Source organism: Roseovarius pelagicus, assembly GCF_025639885.1.
GTDB lineage: Bacteria > Pseudomonadota > Alphaproteobacteria > Rhodobacterales > Rhodobacteraceae > Roseovarius > Roseovarius pelagicus.
This window is the reverse complement of the sequence record NZ_CP106738.1, coordinates 1363597-1380646: the sequence shown is the minus strand read 5'-3', so window position 1 is coordinate 1380646 and position 17050 is coordinate 1363597. Positions and strand designations below refer to the sequence as shown.

The window sequence follows — 17050 nt, the reverse complement described above, 5'->3', positions numbered from 1 at the left end:
TTATTGCTGGTCCCGGTTTCATCTTCTTGCTGGAAATATCCCGGGGGTTTGGGGGCTGGCCCCCTTTATTCCACGATTCCCGCCGTCTCCACCACCGCATGCATCAATACATCCGTGCCCGCCGTGGCCCACTCCTTGGAAATTTCCTCTGCCTCGTTGTGGCTCAGCCCGTCCACGCAGGGGCACATCACCATCGCCGTGGGGGCGACGCGGTTAATCCAGCAGGCATCATGCCCCGCGCCCGAAATCAGGTTGCGGTGGGAATAACCCAGCCGTTCGGCGGCGTTGCGCACGGCTGTCACGCAGCCCTCGTCAAAGGTGACAGGATCGAACCCGCCAGCCACTTCGAATTCTATTCCCAGCCCCATGTCATCGCAAATCTGCTGCGCGGCGGCTTTCATGCGGCGCACCATATCCTCGATCACATCAAGGTTGGGCGACCGGAAATCGACGGTAAAAACCGCCTTGCCGGGGATCACGTTGCGCGAGTTCGGGTAGATGTCGATATGACCCGCCGCGCCCACCGCATCCGGGGCGTGGCTCAGCGCGATTTCCTCGACCTTTTCCAAGACGCGCGCCATGCCCAGCCCGGCGTTTTTGCGCATTGGCATGGGGGTCGACCCGGTGTGGCTGTCATTGCCGGTGATGGTCACTTGGGTCCAAGACAGGCCCTGCCCATGGGTGACGACGCCGATATCCTTGCCTTCGGCCTCCAGAATGGGCCCCTGTTCGATGTGCAGCTCGAAAAATGCATGCATCTTACGCGCGCCCACAGGCTCGTCACCCTTCCAGCCGATACGATCCAGCTCGCTGCCGAATGTCTTGCCCGTCGCATCTTCGCGGTCCTTGGCCCAATCCTCTTCGTGGACACCGGCAAACACGCCGGAGGCCAGCATCGCAGGGGCAAAACGCGTACCCTCTTCGTTGGTCCAGTTGGTGACGACGATTGGGTGCTTGGTCTTAATGTCCAGATCGTTCAGCGTGCGGATCAGTTCCAGCCCGGCGAGCACACCCAGTACGCCGTCATATTTGCCGCCCGTCGGCTGTGTATCGAGATGGCTGCCGACGTAGACGGGTAGGGCGTCAGGGTCGGTGCCCTCGCGCCGTGCGAACATGTTACCCATGGTATCCAGACCCATCGTCATGCCAGCAGCCTCGCACCAGCGTTGGAACAGCGCGCGCCCTTCTGCATCCTCATCGGTCAGCGTCTGCCGGTTGTTCCCGCCTGCAATACCCGGTCCAATCTTGGCCATCTCCATCAGGCTGTCCCATAGCCGATCGCCATTGATCCTCAGATTTTCACCCGGTGCAGCCATGCCAATTCCCCTTGCTATCCTCGTCGCGGCGTCGCTCGAGCGGTGGTCCGCTTTTTTACCATTTGGTAAAGATACGATTGCGGAGCAGCCCAGCAGTGTCAAGAATAGTCTTGGGGATTGCCGGGCTTCTGGCTAGGCTAAATCTAGCGGCCCGTTTTTTGGCCGTTTCCGGGCCTCGGCCCACGCAAGAGCCGGGGAGGCGCTGAGATGCGGCAGGCACCGGGCGACGCACCGCCCGAGGAAGACACGACAATGAGCCGCATACAACTGCGCAATCGCGGACTCATACTAGAGGCTGCCCTCGAGGTATTCTCGAAACAGGGGTTTCGTGGGGCCACGCTGGATCAGATTGCAGTCGAGGCAGGGCTGAGCAAGCCGAATATCCTATACTACTTTGACGGCAAGGAAGATATTCACGTCACGCTGCTGGATCAGTTGATGGATCGCTGGCTGGCCCCTCTGCGCGAAATTGATCCGGATGGGGAACCGCTGGAGGAATTGATGTGTTACGTCCATCGCAAGCTGGAGATGAGTCAGGAATTCCCGCGTGAAAGCCGACTCTTCGCGAATGAAATCCTGCAAGGCGCGCCGCGCATTGGTCCTCATCTGGAACGTGATCTGCAACCATTGGTCGATTGGGCGTCCGCTCTGATCCAGCGTTGGGTTGATGCAGGTGCGTTGGCTCCGGTCGACCCTCGGCATTTGATTTTTTCGATCTGGGCCACCACGCAGCATTACGCCGATTTCGAGACGCAGGTCGGGGTGCTGATGGACAGCGCACAGGTTCACAGCGGCGCAAAAGCGCATCTGGATGTCCTGTTCCGACGGCTGCTCACACCCTAAGTTCGTGTTAATCAAGGGGCGGTTCCGTTGCGAACATGCAGTCCCTTACGCGCCACCGCGATGCGGGATTCTAGCTTGGCCAAACGTTCGCGCCGCGAGCGGCGCAGACCGGCGGAGCATAGCGGCGGTTCGGGGTGGAGGTGCGCCGCCGCGGATTTCGCGTGATTGGATAGGCAGACCAAATGATCATGGTCTGCCACAATGGGCCGATCCGAATACTGTTCTGAGAAAATTCGCGAGATGTCACAAGGTAAGGATTGTCGCGAAAAATCTACCGCGTTACTCCGCCGCGCACGCTCCGGGATTGTTGGGATGTGTGGTCCAGTTGGCATATTCCTTGTCGACCACTTTGCCGGTGCGTGGATCGGTGGTGCCCGGTGCCATCTGTTCCATGGTGATGCAGCCCTCCACCGGGCAGACATTCACACAGAGATTGCAGGCCACGCATTCCTCATCGATCACTTCAAAAACCCGGTCTTCGGACATGGAAATCGCCTGATGGGATGTGTCCTCGCAGGCCGCATAGCAGCGACCGCAGTTGATGCAGGCATCCTGATCAATCACCGCCTTGGCCACGTAGTTCAGATTCAGGTCTTGCCAGTTGACCACATTGGGCACTGCACGACCGACGATCTCGCTGGTGCTTTGCATGCCCTTTTCGTCCATCCACTGGCTCAGGCCGGAAATCATCTCTTGCACGATCTTAAAGCCGTAGGTCATCGCCGCTGTACAGACTTGTACGTTGCCGGCCCCTAGTGTCATAAACTCGGCCGCGTCGCGCCATGTAGTGATGCCACCTATGCCGCTGATTGGCAGGCCGTGTGTGGCCGGGTCGCGGGCAATCTCGGCCACCATGTTCAATGCGATCGGTTTGACTGCCGGGCCGCAATAGCCGCCATGTGCACCCAGTCCGTCAATCGTCGGCTCCGGGGCAAAGATGTCCAGATCCACGCTTGTGATCGAGTTGATCGTGTTGATCAGACTGACCGCGTCGGCACCGCCTTCTTTGGCCGCCAGCGCCGGTTTGCGGACATCGGTGATGTTCGGTGTCAGTTTTACGATCACCGGCAGGTCACTGTGTTTTTTGCACCAATGCGCGACCTGACCCACATATTCCGGGACTTGCCCCACGGCGCTGCCCATGCCGCGCTCGCTCATCCCGTGGGGGCAGCCAAAGTTCAACTCAACACCGTCGCAGCCGGTATCCTCGACCCGGTGCAGGATTTCCTTCCACGCGTCTTCGTTGACCGGCACCATCAGCGATGCGATCAGTGCGCGATCAGGGTAGTCGCGTTTGACTCGCTTCATTTCCTCCAGATTCACTTCCAACGGTCGGTCGGTGATCAACTCGATGTTGTTCAATCCCAGAAGCCGTCGATCGGCCCCCCAGATCGCGCCGTAGCGCGGTCCATTTACATTGACCACGGGTGGGCCGGCCTCGCCGAGCGTCTTCCACACCACGCCGCCCCAGCCCGCGTCAAATGCCCGGCGCACGTTATACTCTTTGTCCGTTGGCGGCGCAGAGGCCAGCCAGAATGGATTTGGGGATTTGATCCCGATGAAGGTACTGGTCAGGTCGGCCATGTATTTGCTCCCTTGCGTACTGCGTAGGGCGGGCTTTAGCCCGCCGCATCCGTCAGGCTGGCATGAATATCTTCGGCGGCGTCACGTCCTTCTGCGACGGCAGTTACGGTCAGGTCGTCGCCACCTGCGGCGCAGTCACCGCCTGCCCAGACACCCGTCAGGCTGGTGCGGCCCGCACCGGTCACGGCGATCTTGCGACCCTCAAGCGCGGGCAGTTCCGTGCCCTCCAATGTCTGGCCGATGGCCTTGAACACCTGATCGGCAGCCAGTCGAAAGCTCTGGCCAGTGGGTTTTAGATCGTCGTCGGTGTACTCAAACTCGATCTCGCGCACGGCACCGTTGCCGATGACGGCACGCGGGCTGGCATTGGTGATGATCCGCACGCCCTTGGACGCCGCCAGATCCTGTTCGAACACGCTGGCGTTCATCCGGTCGCGACCTCGGCGATAGACGAGGCTGACATTGAGCGCGCCCAGCAGTTTGGCCTGCACAGCGGCGTCTACTGCGGTCATGCCGCCCCCGATCACCACCACATCGCGTCCAACAGGCACGGCGGCCACGTCACTGGCCTGTCGCAGATCGGCAATGAAATCGACTGCATCGCTCAGGCCGTCTTTATCCTCGCCCTCCAGACCCAGCGCATTCACGCCGCCCAGACCGATGCCCAGAAAAACGGCGTCATGGGTGTCGCGCAGCGCATCAAGGGTCAGATCAGCGCCCAACGTTTTGCCGGTTTCAACGGTGATGCCGCCGATCTGTAGCAGCCAATCGACTTCGCGCTCGGCGAAATCATCGACCGTTTTGTAGGTCGCGATACCGTATTCGTTCAATCCACCTGCCTTGGCGCGCGCATCATAGAGGGTCACATCATGGCCGCGCATCGCCAGACGGTGCGCGCATGACAGGCCGGACGGTCCGGCGCCCACGACAGCGATGGTTTTCCCCGTGGCGGGCGCGCGGGTGAACGGGTGCACACCTTCTTCCATCAGGGTGTCGGTCGCATAGCGCTGCAATTGGCCGATCAGCACGGGCTTGCCCTCGGCGACCTCGCGTACGCAGACTTCTTCGCACAGTGTCTCGGTGGGGCAGACCCGTGCGCACATGCCGCCCATGATGTTCTGGCTGAGGATCGTCTTGGCGGCGGCCTCGGGCGTGCCGGTGGCGATCTGCCGGATGAACAACGGAATGTCGATATCGGTGGGGCAGGCAGTGATGCATGGTGCGTCGTGGCAGAAATAGCACCGATCGGCGGCCACCAGAGCCTCGTGATCGTCAAGGCGCGGATGCAGGTCTGAAAAATTCTCGACGTAATCTTCGGAGGTCAGACGCCCCGAGATGATCCCGGGGGTAAGGGCATTATCTGTCACGGGAGCGATCCTCTGGCTACTGGATAAGTGAGAATCAGTATCACACAGAAAAAAATTTTATCAATTGGTAAAATTTTGAAAGCGCCAACCTCTTGTAAACATTCAGTTCGACTGCGCGACAATTGCGCACAACCATAGATATCAGACCATCCAGTGGTGGCCTTCCCTGACCCAGCCACTTAGGCGGCGCTGGGTTGCCACAGTCTGGCACCTGTCAATTCTGATTTTCTTACTGGAGTCTCTAAATGCCCCGTTTCGTTGTCTCTGCTGCACTGACATGTGCAACACTTTTCCTCTCTGCCTGCGCCACCGTTACGCGCGGCAATTCCGAAGATGTTGTTTTCACTTCTGATCCGACAGGCGCGCAAATGACGACGTCGATGGGGGTCGGTTGTACCACGCCCTGCACAATTGACATCAAACGCCGAAAGGCGTTCTCGGCTGTCTTTCAACAGGGTAGTGAGACTCGAACAATCGCTGTCGCCAGCAAGATCGGCAGTGGTGGTGTGGCAACTGGTGCTGCGAATGTGATCGCGGGGGGTGTCGTGGGTATCGCGGTCGACGCCTCGACCGGCGCGACACTGGAGCATATGCCAAACCCTGTGCATGCTGATTTCTCCAAGCCGCAATCGCAGGCACAGGTCATTGCAGAGGCGCATGCCAAGAAGATCATGCAGGCCAAAGCCAAGGCAACTGCCGAAGCAAACAAGGCCAAAAATCCGGGTCAAGGTCCCACCAGCTAGGACCCGATGCCACATCGTCTGCGATACGCACAGGCGATGTGGTGATGGAAAACCGGTCCGTCAGCGGTGCATTTCGTGCTCGAACCGTTGTTGTGCGATCGCCTCGTTGGCTGCGACCTTGTTGTGATCGGCCAACGCGGATTCGACAAAACCCAGATGTGCCTCAATCGCCGCGCGGGCCGCGGCGGGATCGCGGGCCTGAAGTGCCGCGTTGATCGCGCGGTGTTGCCCCAGCAGCAGGTCGCGGGTGCTGCGCTGCCGGAACATGACCTGACGATTGTAAAATACGCCCTCGCGCAGCAGCTGAAACATGGAACGCATCATGTGCAGCATGACCACGTTATGGCTGGCCTCGATGATTGACAGGTGAAATTCGGCATCCAGTCGTGCCTCTGTATCGGGATCAGGCTTGAGGTGGGCCTGCTCCATCTTCTCCAGCAGGGTCTGAATAACCTTCAGGTCGGTGTCCGAGGCATGGCGTGCTGCGCGCTCGGCAGCCAATCCCTCTAGATCGCGGCGAAAGGCCAGATAGTCGAATACCGCCTCGTCATGCTCGGAAAACAGCCGGATCAGCGCGTCTGAAAAGGCATTCCCCAGAACATCCGCCACGAAAATTCCTGCCCCCGCGCGGGCGCATAACAGCCCCTTGGACGAGAGATCAGCCACCGCCTCTCGCAGGGATGGCCGCGACACGCCCAGCCGCTCTGCCAACTCGCGTTCGGGTGGCAGGCGCTCGCCGGGGCGCAGGATGCCGCGCAAAATCAGTTGCTCGATCTGCCGGGTTACGGCAGTCGACAGCTTTTCCGGGGTGACGGGTCGAAAGGGCATGCAGGCCTCGATACGCAGATTGGTCAAATGATATGACCGCAATGCGAGCGAGGCAATGGTCGCCAGACATATTGCCGAGATCAGGAGGGGTGACAATCAAGGGGCGATGAGGGTCGGCAGTTCGCGCAGCAGGCTGTTGCGGGCGCGGTTCGAGGGCGTTTGCTCCTGCTCAAGCTCGTCTTGTATCACTTTGGCAAATACTACGCGCCGGTCGTCTTTTTCGGCCCATCCGACGAACCAACCAATCGCCCGGTCCCGGTCAAAGCTGCGATCCGCACGCCGCGGAAAGGCAAGCCCCGTCTTACCGTGCACGATCCAGCCGTTTTCAGCCGTTGTTTTTTCGATCAGCGACGTGGTTAGGCGGACAGCTTGTGCTGAAACAGGTAGTTGATGGGTCAGCATCCGATGCAGAAAATGAATCTGATCATCGGCGGAAATTTTCAGCGATGAGGCAATCCATGCCCGCTCTAGCGCGTTGTCATATCCAGCATCCCCCGAGAAATCAGCGTTGCCGTAACTGAACTTTTGCAGATATTCAGTGATCGTTTCCTTGCCGATAGCGCGCGTGATCAACTGCGAATACCAGACGACAGAATATTCGATCCATGTTTTGGGCGTGATGTTCTGCCGCCATAAATCGCCGCGCCAATCTGGATAGCCTTCCTTGAATGGCATTTCCGGCGCATCGGTTGACACAAGGTAACCAGACTCAAATCCGATTAGTGCCAGCGCGACCTTGAATGTCGAGGCAGGGGTGAGGCGCTTGTCGCATGCGCCTTGCCGATGCAAGACGGTAGCAGTGTCCATGTCCAGAACAACGGTGCATGTCATTTTGGCATTGACCGATCGCGGAAGCAGCGCCGTACAAACGAGAACAACGAAAAGCAGAGGTTTCAAACCACGGTCTCCTGTTTTGCGGACGGTCAAAGAGGCTCAGGTCCGCTTCCGCTGCCAGAGATCACCTTGATATGGCAGGAACGCTTCGACAGCCGCCGTGGCGATTACCAGGGTTTCACCGGTTTCGGGATTGGTGACATTCTGTCCCCCCATGACAGCACGTACCGTCGCGCGCCCGCGCGGTAGCTTTTGGGCCAACGCGTCAGTGTCGAGTTTCTCTGGCGCTTGTACACCCACGGTAACATCTACCCGCATTTGGGTGGGCTCGATTCCGGTTGTTCCAAAGATCGGTAGTGTCGAATGGCGGATGGCGTCCTCTATCGCGCGGCGTGCGGCCTTTTGATAGTCCATGCCATGCAGATCGTTTCCCATGCCCATTTCGATGATGAAGCGCTGATCAGTCATTGCTGTGCTCCATATCGAAACTGACGGAAATGGCCGCATTGGCGATCACCGTTGGGTTGCCACCCTGTTCGTAGTCAGGTCGCTGGATGTCCAGCCCGCCGTGCCCGCAGGCGATGCTGACCTGACCGTAGGGGAACACATCCGTCAGACTGTCGACATCGACGCGCTCGGGGTGCTGTACGGCGATTTCCACGTCGATCAGCATTGCCTCTTTGGGTTGGCCGAAAAGCTCTGCCATATTGATCGAATTGTGCCACAGCGCATCCTGCAACGCGCGCCGCGCGGCCTGCGTATAATCCTGACGACGCAGCGATGTGCCCATGCCGAATTCGGTCAGGACGCGGTGTTTTGGCATAGTTCCAATCCTTGTTCAGGGGGCTCTGCCCCCGACGTCGAATTTTCGTGGAAAATCCGACGTTTCCCCCGGGATATTTCCGGCAAGAAGAAGCGGTGATCATGATCTAGAATTCCACCCCGATCTGCGCCTTGATACCGGAGCGGAACGGGTGCTTGATCAGTTCCATTTCCGTAACGAGATCGGCGATTTCGATCAGCTCATCTTTGGCGTTGCGTCCGGTCAGGACGACATGGGTCATCTCGGGCTTTTCTTCGACGAGGAACGTCACCACATCGTTGATGTCGATGTAGTCGTAGCGCAGCGCGATATTGATCTCGTCCAGCAGCACCATGGTGTTGCTCGGGTCGCGGATCAGTTCCTTGGCTTTGCCCCAAGCCGCTTGGGCCATTTCGGTATCGCGGGTCTTGTCCTGTGTCTCCCAGGTGAAACCTTCGCCCATGGTGTGAAAGGCGCAGATATCGGGGAATTTCGACAGGATCATATCGCGTTCGCCGGTGCTCATCCCGCCTTTGATGAACTGTACCACGGCGCATTGCATGTCATGCGCGATGCAGCGGAAGATCATTCCGAAAGCAGCCGAGGATTTGCCCTTGCCCTTGCCGGTATGGACGATGATCAGACCTTTCTTGTCGGTCTTGGTTGCCATGATTTTGTCGCGGGCGGCTTTCTTCTTGGCCATCTTCATCGCGTGGCGTTCTGCGTCGGCATCTTCGGTCATGGAAGTATCCTTTTCTGCGTTATGTGGAGCATAGGGCGTGGGGCAGGCAGGGTGCAAGCGATCGGGGGAGTGAAACGCTTTGTTAACCACGTTGCGGCGATGCTGTGGCGATGGTCCGAATACTGTTTTTGTTCATTGCGCTGTTGGTGACGGCCTGCGACATGCCGTCGCCCGAGTTTCGCGGTGTCACACCGATGCGTGTGAAGATTGCGCAGAGCACATTTGATGTGCGGGTGCGCGGCACACGCGCCGAGGCGATCAGGATCAATACCGAATGGGCACCACGGATGGCCGCGACGGCCCCGCGCGGTGTTGCCGCGATCGAGGTTGTCTCGGGGTGCAAGGTACGCAAACTGCGCGGGGATCAGGCGATGATGACGGCGCATTTGAATTGCGGGGGGCCGCTTAGGCCGCTGCCTGTCCCGCGTCCGAGCTATCTGGATTGTGGATTGCTTGATCTCGGCGATGACTATGCCGATCTGATCTGCGAGCCTGTTTACCAATGAGACCATCAGGGCGCAGGAGCACCCGCACGCGCCGCCTCGATCCGCGCGTGCGCGGAGTTCGAGCGCGGTGACCAGAGGCCACGGTCGATCGCTTCTTGCAGGCGTTCCGCGATCTCGCGCAGGGCGGGGGCGTTATGTTCGTCGATAAAGTCGCGCGTGTCGTCGTCCTCTAGAAACGCCGCTTCGACCAGATCGAAATGGTGTCCCTTGACCGCGCCCGTGGTGGCGGCGAAGGCAAAGAGGTAGTCGACCGTCGCCGCGATCTCGAACGCGCCTTTGTAGCCGTGGCGTTTTATGCCGTCGATCCATTTGGGGTTTACAACGCGGCTGCGCACGACGCGGCCTATCTCGTCCTCCAGCGTGCGGATCAGCGGGCGCTCGGGGCGGGAATGGTCGTTGTGATAGATCGGTCTGTCGCGGCCCTGAAGCGTGCTGACTGCTGCTGCCGCGCCGCCCTCGAATTGATAATAATCGTCGCTGTCCAGAATATCATGCTCGCGGTTGTCTTGATTTTGCACGATGGCCTCAGTCTGGCTGAGCCGGGCCTCGAAACCTTTGCGGTCTGCGGTACCGTCGCTGCCGGCGCCGTAGGCGTAGCTGCCCCACGTCAGATAGGCATCGGCCAGATCGGATTTATCCGCCCAGAGCCGTTCGTCGATCATCGCCTGAAGACCAGCACCATACGCGCCCGGCTTCGAGCCGTAGACGCGGGTCTGCGCTTCGCCCCGGCCCGCGCGGGCGGCGGCCGGGTTCAAATCCTCGGATTCGTCCAGCGCCTGCACTGCCCGTGCGGCGCTGTCGACCAATGCGATCAACTGTGGAAAAGCGTCGCGGAAAAACCCGGAAATGCGCAGGGTGACATCGACGCGCGGGCGCCCCAACACGCCCTGAGGCAGGACCTCGAATCCGGTTACGCGGCGGTTGGCGGCGTCCCATGTGGGTTTTACCCCCATCAGGGCCAACGCCTGTGCAATATCATCGCCGCCGGTGCGCATGTTGGCGGTGCCCCATGCGGTGATCAACATGCTGCGTGGCCAGTCACCGTGGGTTTGCAGGTGTTTTTCAATCAGCAGGTTTGCCGATTTCCAGCCCAACGCCCATGCGGTTGGTGTGGGCACAGCGCGGCTGTCGACCGAGTAAAAGTTGCGCCCGGTGGGAAGGGTGTCGAGCCGTCCCCGCGTGGGTGCGCCGGATGGCGCCGGGGCGACGAACTGCCCGGAGAGGGCGGTGAGAAGGCCCGTCCCTTCGTCGGGGCCGCAGGCCGCGAGGGTCGGACGGATACGCGTCTCGATCTCGTGTAGGACGGCGGCCGCGTGCGGGCCACGGCCCGCATCGCCCCGCCCGCCGTCCCGCAACAGGCTTTGCGCTAACAACTCCAGTCGTTCCACCGTGTCGCCGTTGCTGCGCCACGGATCGGATGAAAGCGCTTGCAGCATCTCTGGTCGCTCGGTCGCAGGGGCGGCCATGTCGCAATCCAGCGGGTCAATCGACAGCCCGGCATCGGTCGCCAGCGCCCGGATCAGTGATGCATCTCTTCCCTTGCCCTGCTCGCGCGGCACGCGGGCCAGCGCGATGGCAAGGTCGATTTCCTGTTGACCGCTCGGCGATTGCCCAAAGATATGCAGCCCGTCCCTGATCTGCGCTTCTTTCAATTCGCACAGATAGGCGTCGAGCTTTGCCAGATCGCCATCTTCGTCAGCGCCGCTAAAGCCCACATCCTTGTCCAGCCCAGTGGCGGCACTCAGCGACAGGATCTCGCGCCGCAGATGGGCGATACGGCGCGGGTCCACGCCAGCAGCCTCGTAATACTCATCCACCAACGCCTCGAGATCGCGCAGGGGGCCATAGGTTTCGGCGCGGGTCAGGGGCGGAGTCAGGTGATCGATGATCACGGCCTGCGCGCGCCGCTTGGCCTGCGTGCCTTCGCCGGGATCGTTGACGATAAAGGGATAGATATGCGGCATTGGCCCCAGCACGGCCTCGGGCCAGCATTCGGCGCTCAGCGCCAGCGCCTTGCCGGGTAGCCATTCGAGGTTGCCGTGTTTGCCCATGTGCACGATGGCCTGCGCGCCATAGTGGTGCCGTAGCCAGAAATAGAACGCCAGATAGTGATGCGGCGGCACAAGGTCGGGCGAATGATAGGTGTCGGTGGGGTCAATATTGTACCCGCGCGCGGGTTGAATGCCGACGACGGCATTGCCGTAGCGCAGGATCGACAATTTGAACCCTGCCTCGGCGTCTTTGGCCAAGGGGGTGGTATCGTAAAAGGGGTCGTCTTCGGGTGCCCCCCATCTGTCAGCGATCTGTTCCTTGAGTGCCCATGGCAGAGCATCGAAATGGGCGTGATAAACGTCGAGCGGCAGGGTTTCGCCGCCTGCCTTTTCACGCCGGTCGGTCAACCAGTTGGTTGGGCCTGACATAACGGCCTGCATCAGACTGTCGCTGTCCGTCGGCGCATTTTCGATCCGGTAGCCGGCTTGATGCAGCAGATCCAGCGTGTGGACCGTCGCGGCCGGCGTATCCAGCCCGACCCCGTTGGCCAGACGTCCGTCTTTGTTGGGATAGTTCGCAAGGACCAGCGCCACTTTGCGTTCGGCCTCCGGGGTGGTGCGCAGGCGTGCCCAGTTGGCAGTAAGCGCGGCGACAAAGGCCACGCGGTCGCCCTGCGCGCGGTAGGTGGCGATCGGACATTCGGTGGCTTCGTCATAGAATGCCTCACCCTTGAAGCTGACCGCGCGGCTCAGGATGCGGCCATCGACCTCGGGCAGAGCCACGTTCATCGCGATATCGCGCGCCGATAGCCCGGTCAGGCCGGTTTCCCATGCTTCTTCGGAAGAGCCGGACAATACGACCTGAAACACCGGTGCGGCGTTGGCGGTGGGCATCGTCAGCGGATTTTGCGGGCTGTCGTCGCCATCATGCGGTGACCCGACAGCAAAAGCGGTACAGTTGAGGATCACGGCGGGTGATACGGCGGCAAAGAGATGATCCAGCGTGGCGACGGATACTGGGTCCTTCAGCGACGCCACGAAGATGGGCAGCGGGTTCAGCCCTTCGCGCAAGAGCGACTTGACCAGCCGGTTGATCGGGTTCAGCCCCGCGCCCTGTACCAGTGCGCGGTAGAAAACCAGCGGAACGACTGGCGCGCCGTCCGTCCAAGCCGCCTGGGCCGCAGCCAGATCCGACAGGCCCGCACCGGGCCAGTAGACACCGGCGCGCAGCAGTGGTGCGGGTGCGGCGGGGGCTTCGCCGCCCTCCAGCATCATGCGAGCGTAGCTCAGAAAATTCTGCGAATTTTCTGGTCCGCCCTCGACCAGATAGGACCAGAGTGCATCATAATCCGTATCCGAGACCGTTGACAGATTGCGCAGCTCGCCGTCGGGCTTGTCATCGCCGGGCAGCAGAGCCAGCGGCACACCGGCCTCGCGCAGGCGGGCCGCGTATTGTTCTGTGCCATAGCGCCAATAGCCGGTGCCGCCCAACACGCGGGCAATCACCAGACGGGATTTGGCGGCGCAATCGTCGATGTGCAAATCGACGGACATGGGATGTTGCAGATATGCGAGGTTGGCCAACCGCAAACCCGGAGCCGCGTCCATCTCTGCGCGGGCGGTGCTGAGGGCGGCCAACTCGGTATCGGCGGCTGAGATCACCACCAGATCGGCAGGTGTCTGACCCAGATCAACGGGCTCTTTGCCGTCGTCGATGGCACCGGGCGTGGCAGCGAGCAAGTGCATCAGTCGATCTGCTTTTGCATGAAATAGGATGTGCTGTTGGGGATATAGTCGCCAAAACGGTCACATTCGGTAAAGCCATGACGCTCATACAGGCGGATGGCGGCGGGCAGTTCGCGCGCTGTCTCCAGTTTCAGCGCCGACAGCTTCGCCGTGCGGGCGTGATCTTCAATCGCGCGCATCAGCGCCGCGCCGACCCCCTTGCCGCGCGCGGCGGGGCTGGTGAACATGGATTTCACCTCGCCGTAGTCGCCTTTGTCCACCACGGCGGCGGTGCCGAGCACTGCATCGCCCTCGCGCGCGACGATAAAGTGAACCTCGGGCGCACAGAGCGCATCAAACCCGAGGAAATAGTTTTCCTCAGGCTCAAACAACGTGGTCATCAGGTCATGGCTCTGCTCCAGCAGGGCACGGGGGCCATCGTCCAGCGGGTGGGCAGGTTCGACGATCAGCATCGGATCAGGCGCACAATGCGGTTTCAATCGCGGCGCGATCCAGCCCCGACTGACCGATCACCACCAGCCGGGTCTGGCGCGGTGCCGTGCCGAACGGTTGGTCGAAATAGGTATCGACGCGCGGGCCGACCGCTTGCAGGGTCAGGCGCATCGGTTTGCCTTCTACGGCGGCAAATCCCTTGAGACGCAAAATGTCATGGGCGCGGATCACATCCGCGACTTGCGCGGCAAAGGCAGCCGGGTCGGAGATCTCGGGGCGGGTGACGACAAAGCTTTCGAATTCATCATGGCCATGTGTGTGTTCGTGGTCGTGATGATGATCCTCATCGTCGTGATGATCGTCGTCGTCATGGTGGTGATGGTGGTGTACCTCGTGGCGCGCGTCCAGATCACCCTCGGCGCCGATTCCCTGCCCCAGCAGCACATCGACGGGCAACGCGCCCATCGTGGATTTGACCACCTGCACGCCCTTGCGGCTTTCGCCCTTAAGCCGCGCAACCAGCGCATCAGCCTCATCCGCGCCCAGCAGGTCGGATTTGTTGACCACGATCATGTCGGCACAGGCGATCTGATCCTCGAACAGCTCTGACAGGGGCGTTTCATGGTCCAGGTTCTCGTCCAGCTTGCGCTGTGCGTCGACGGCGGCGACGTTATGGGCAAAGCGACCTTCGCTCACCGCCTTGCCGTCGACCACGGTGACGACGCCATCGACCGTCACGCGGGTCGAAATCTCGGGCCAGTTAAAGGCGCGCACCAACGGCTGCGGCAGCGCCAGCCCCGACGTCTCGATCACGATATGATCAGGGGCGTTCTCTCGGTCCAGCAGCTTTTGCATCGTTGGGATAAAATCATCCGCCACGGTGCAGCAGATGCAGCCGTTGCTCAACTCCATCACATCATCCTCGCTGCAAGTTTCGTCGCCGCAGCCTTTCAGGATATCCCCATCAACGCCGAGATCGCCAAACTCGTTGATAATGAGCGCGATGCGGCGGCCCTTGGCATTTTCCAGCATGTGTCGGATCAGCGTGGTTTTGCCCGCACCAAGAAAACCGGTGACGACTGTGGCGGGAATTTTGGCTTGCATGGGGTGGCTCCTCAGAGGGGCTTGCGTGGGTTTTGGGGATCGCCTAGGCCATACCCCAAAGGAGAGGCGGCAATGACGCACCAGATCGTGATCTGTTCTACGTGCGACGGAGCGGATGGCAAGGGGTTTGCAGGGGCCGTGCGCCGTGCATTGGCGACGGCAGAGTTGGTATATGACGTGCGCGATTGGGAGTGCATGTCGAATTGCGCCCGCCCGCTTAGCGTTGCGTTCAAAGCTCCGGCCAAGGCGACATATCTGTTTGGTGATGTCGCGCCTGCTACTGATCTGGCCGATCTCGTCGCCTTTGCTCGCATGTACGCCACCAGCGCCGATGGCTGGATCGAGGATGCGCGCGGGGCAGGGCGGTTGCGCCATTGCCTGATCGGCCGGGTGCCTGCCTGAACGGTCATTCGATGGTGATCGTGGTTTCGGCAGTCAAAGCTACGCCATCTACCGCAAGCTGCCCGTGATTGTTGGCATTCAGCGTGACGCGAATCTCATGTGTGCCCTTGGGCAATGCCTGTAGGTGGACGTAGGGGCTATAGGCGCGTGGTTGTTTTACACCGTCCACATAGACATGGGCGTGTCCCTGACCCGGCACATGGCCGCCATTCACGTTTTGCGGCGCAAAGACGAAGTTGCTGACCATGATATGCAGATTGCGGCTTTGCGGACCGTCGGGCAGCACATGTAGCATCAGGTCGGGCACCGGCGCTTCGGCCTCGACCAACTGGCCATGCATCGCGTGGTCAGCATCCATGTCGCCCGTCCCGTCGCCGTGGTCATGGGCGTTATGGTCATGCGCGGCGTCCGTGCCATGCGCGTGCCCTGTCAGCTCCGCACCCGACGTGGCGGCCAGAAGAAACCCGAACCCGGCACCGAAAAAGAGGCCGATGATCAGAAACATGAAGGTCTTGGGCATGGCTGCCTCCCTCAAAGTTCATGTCCCGGCAGCCTGGCCGCCGGGACACTAATTGCTCAGGCGTTCGCGTTCTCGCGCTGCCAGAAGTACCCGCAGAGGCCCCCCAGCGCCACCCATGTGGCAAAGCCGAAGCCAAGCGCGCGTGACGCAAAGAGTGCGGCGATCTCGGGAGGAACCGGCCCGGTAAAGCTGTCGGGATGCGGTGCGCCGATCAGATGCGGTGCGACAAGCAGCGCGATCGCAGCGCCCCACGCAAGGGCGGAACGTCCGAATGCAATGAGCGCCAGCGCAACGCCGGTTGCCGCCACTGTGCCCCACCACCAGATTTGACGAACGAACACATCCGCTGCGGCCACGCCCGGCACTTCGGGGGGCAATGAGAAGGCCGGCGCAAAATGCCATGTGACAAAGCCCGCGATACCCCAGATCAGACCAGTGCGCGTGTTGATCACTGCGCCACGCTCTGCCGCAAGGCTCATCACGGCGACCAGAATGAACGCATAGCCCACATAGGTCAGCGCCATGAACAACACAGACAGCCCGTTGCGCATGACGTCAAAACCACCAAGGTCTGGATGCGCGCTGACGGCATCAGCACCAAAATGCACCAGATCGCCGCCCTCGTAGAGTTCGGCATGTAGCAGCACAGGCTGCACGAATACAATCTGCACGAGGGCGGCAATCAGCCCAGCACAGAAACCAGCGAACAATGCGCTGGTTACAATCTTGGAAAACATAGTTTCAATAGTCCCATTAGCTGGCAGTAACGGCTGATCGGCAGCAAAATTGCTGCACGGATTTCAGACGTTATCTGCACACAGCATTCGATCTGTCGTCAGATAGAATGCGGATCTCTGTCAGTGGCAGGGGAAGCCGGTGGCGTGGCGCACATCATGGGCTGCGTCATGCAGGGCAGATGCCTGAACGTGACCAGCGATTGTGATGATGCCAAGCCCAAGACCCAGCGCCATGATCGCGGGCAGGACAGTGGATTTTGCGGCGGATTGAACCAGTGCAGTCATATTGTCGTCTCCTTCTCGCCTCTCACCCGAGGCGCGTTTGAACCAAGCTAGGGCTGGTGTCCTGGCTTGCGGGTCATCACCTGACTGCCGCCTTCCCAAACCCCCGAGTGGGGTTCAGTGGCATATGGCAGGGGCTCACCGCTGACAGTCGCGGGGGCGGCTGAAGACTGGGCGCCCTGCATGGGTCCACCGTCACTTCATTCCCAATTCATCCCCGGACGCTTTGCGTCTTTGGGGAACCTTAGCTCCTCTGGTATGACCCGCCCCC

General features: G+C 60.6%; 18 protein-coding genes and 1 riboswitch. Of the genes, 4 read left to right on the top strand and 14 right to left on the bottom strand.

Going from position 1 to position 17050, the window contains the following annotated elements:
- Positions 1–65 precede the first annotated feature (65 nt).
- Complete coding sequence (locus tag N7U68_RS07840) at positions 66–1316, bottom strand: Zn-dependent hydrolase (protein ID WP_263048765.1); 1251 nt, start codon at positions 1314–1316, stop codon at positions 66–68.
- A 207-nt stretch (positions 1317–1523) separates the two neighbouring features.
- Between N7U68_RS07840 and N7U68_RS07835 the strand changes: the two genes are divergently transcribed.
- The gene (locus N7U68_RS07835) at positions 1524–2159 is read left to right on the top strand and encodes a TetR family transcriptional regulator C-terminal domain-containing protein (protein ID WP_263048764.1); all 636 of its coding nucleotides are present in this window, start codon (positions 1524–1526) and stop codon (positions 2157–2159) included.
- 279 nt (positions 2160–2438) lie between these two features.
- On the opposite strand, the gene preA is transcribed toward N7U68_RS07835, so the two are convergent.
- Positions 2439–3743: an NAD-dependent dihydropyrimidine dehydrogenase subunit PreA gene (gene preA, locus N7U68_RS07830; protein ID WP_263048763.1), complete on the bottom strand. Its 1305-nt coding sequence runs from the start codon at positions 3741–3743 to the stop codon at positions 2439–2441.
- A 35-nt stretch (positions 3744–3778) separates the two neighbouring features.
- Entirely contained in the window at positions 3779–5110 is a 1332-nt protein-coding gene (locus tag N7U68_RS07825; protein WP_165196676.1) for an NAD(P)-dependent oxidoreductase, read from the bottom strand.
- A 245-nt stretch (positions 5111–5355) separates the two neighbouring features.
- On the opposite strand from N7U68_RS07825, the gene N7U68_RS07820 reads away from it, so the two are divergent.
- Complete coding sequence (locus tag N7U68_RS07820; protein WP_263048762.1) at positions 5356–5853, top strand: hypothetical protein; 498 nt, start codon at positions 5356–5358, stop codon at positions 5851–5853.
- A gap of 60 nt (positions 5854–5913) precedes the next feature.
- On the opposite strand, the gene N7U68_RS07815 is transcribed toward N7U68_RS07820, so the two are convergent.
- The 5 genes from N7U68_RS07815 to cobO form a co-directional block, all read right to left on the bottom strand.
- Entirely contained in the window at positions 5914–6681 is a 768-nt protein-coding gene (locus N7U68_RS07815) for an FCD domain-containing protein (protein ID WP_165198000.1), read from the bottom strand.
- A 96-nt stretch (positions 6682–6777) separates the two neighbouring features.
- A complete protein-coding gene (gene blaOXA, locus N7U68_RS07810; protein ID WP_263048761.1) occupies positions 6778–7578 on the bottom strand; it encodes a class D beta-lactamase in 801 nt (266 codons plus the stop codon).
- Between the two features lie 36 nt (positions 7579–7614).
- The gene (locus tag N7U68_RS07805) at positions 7615–7983 is read right to left on the bottom strand and encodes a Lin0512 family protein (protein WP_263048760.1); all 369 of its coding nucleotides are present in this window, start codon (positions 7981–7983) and stop codon (positions 7615–7617) included.
- Positions 7976–8338: a Lin0512 family protein gene (locus tag N7U68_RS07800; protein WP_263048759.1), complete on the bottom strand. Its 363-nt coding sequence runs from the start codon at positions 8336–8338 to the stop codon at positions 7976–7978. The genes N7U68_RS07805 and N7U68_RS07800 overlap by 8 nt, the downstream gene beginning before the upstream one ends.
- A 106-nt stretch (positions 8339–8444) precedes the next feature.
- Positions 8445–9059, bottom strand: coding sequence for a cob(I)yrinic acid a,c-diamide adenosyltransferase (gene cobO, locus N7U68_RS07795; protein ID WP_263048758.1), 615 nt, complete (start codon positions 9057–9059; stop codon positions 8445–8447).
- A 110-nt stretch (positions 9060–9169) separates the two neighbouring features.
- Between cobO and N7U68_RS07790 the strand changes: the two genes are divergently transcribed.
- A complete protein-coding gene (locus tag N7U68_RS07790; RefSeq protein ID WP_263048757.1) occupies positions 9170–9565 on the top strand; it encodes a hypothetical protein in 396 nt (131 codons plus the stop codon).
- 5 nt (positions 9566–9570) lie between these two features.
- On the opposite strand, the gene cobN is transcribed toward N7U68_RS07790, so the two are convergent.
- From cobN to cobW, 3 genes are read right to left on the bottom strand one after another with little or no spacing between them, the layout of a single operon-like run.
- Entirely contained in the window at positions 9571–13302 is a 3732-nt protein-coding gene (gene cobN, locus N7U68_RS07785; protein ID WP_263048756.1) for a cobaltochelatase subunit CobN, read from the bottom strand.
- Entirely contained in the window at positions 13302–13781 is a 480-nt protein-coding gene (locus N7U68_RS07780; protein WP_308446176.1) for a GNAT family N-acetyltransferase, read from the bottom strand. Before N7U68_RS07780 ends, cobN begins: the two co-directional genes overlap by 1 nt.
- The gene (gene cobW / locus N7U68_RS07775; protein WP_263048755.1) at positions 13759–14838 is read right to left on the bottom strand and encodes a cobalamin biosynthesis protein CobW; all 1080 of its coding nucleotides are present in this window, start codon (positions 14836–14838) and stop codon (positions 13759–13761) included. Before cobW ends, N7U68_RS07780 begins: the two co-directional genes overlap by 23 nt.
- Positions 14839–14910: 72 nt before the next feature.
- On the opposite strand from cobW, the gene N7U68_RS07770 reads away from it, so the two are divergent.
- The gene (locus tag N7U68_RS07770) at positions 14911–15240 is read left to right on the top strand and encodes a DUF1636 family protein (protein ID WP_263048754.1); all 330 of its coding nucleotides are present in this window, start codon (positions 14911–14913) and stop codon (positions 15238–15240) included.
- A gap of 4 nt (positions 15241–15244) precedes the next feature.
- Here N7U68_RS07770 and N7U68_RS07765 read toward each other — a convergent pair whose 3' ends face one another.
- From N7U68_RS07765 to N7U68_RS07755, 3 genes are all read right to left on the bottom strand, one after another.
- Entirely contained in the window at positions 15245–15760 is a 516-nt protein-coding gene (locus N7U68_RS07765; protein ID WP_263048753.1) for a hypothetical protein, read from the bottom strand.
- 56 nt (positions 15761–15816) lie between these two features.
- The gene (locus tag N7U68_RS07760; RefSeq protein WP_263048752.1) at positions 15817–16497 is read right to left on the bottom strand and encodes a CbtA family protein; all 681 of its coding nucleotides are present in this window, start codon (positions 16495–16497) and stop codon (positions 15817–15819) included.
- Between the two features lie 120 nt (positions 16498–16617).
- Positions 16618–16782 (bottom strand): CbtB domain-containing protein, encoded by a 165-nt coding sequence (locus tag N7U68_RS07755; RefSeq protein ID WP_165196698.1) that lies wholly within the window; start codon positions 16780–16782, stop codon positions 16618–16620.
- Positions 16783–16816: 34 nt separating this feature from the next.
- Positions 16817–17041, bottom strand: a riboswitch (cobalamin riboswitch).
- Positions 17042–17050 lie beyond the last annotated feature (9 nt).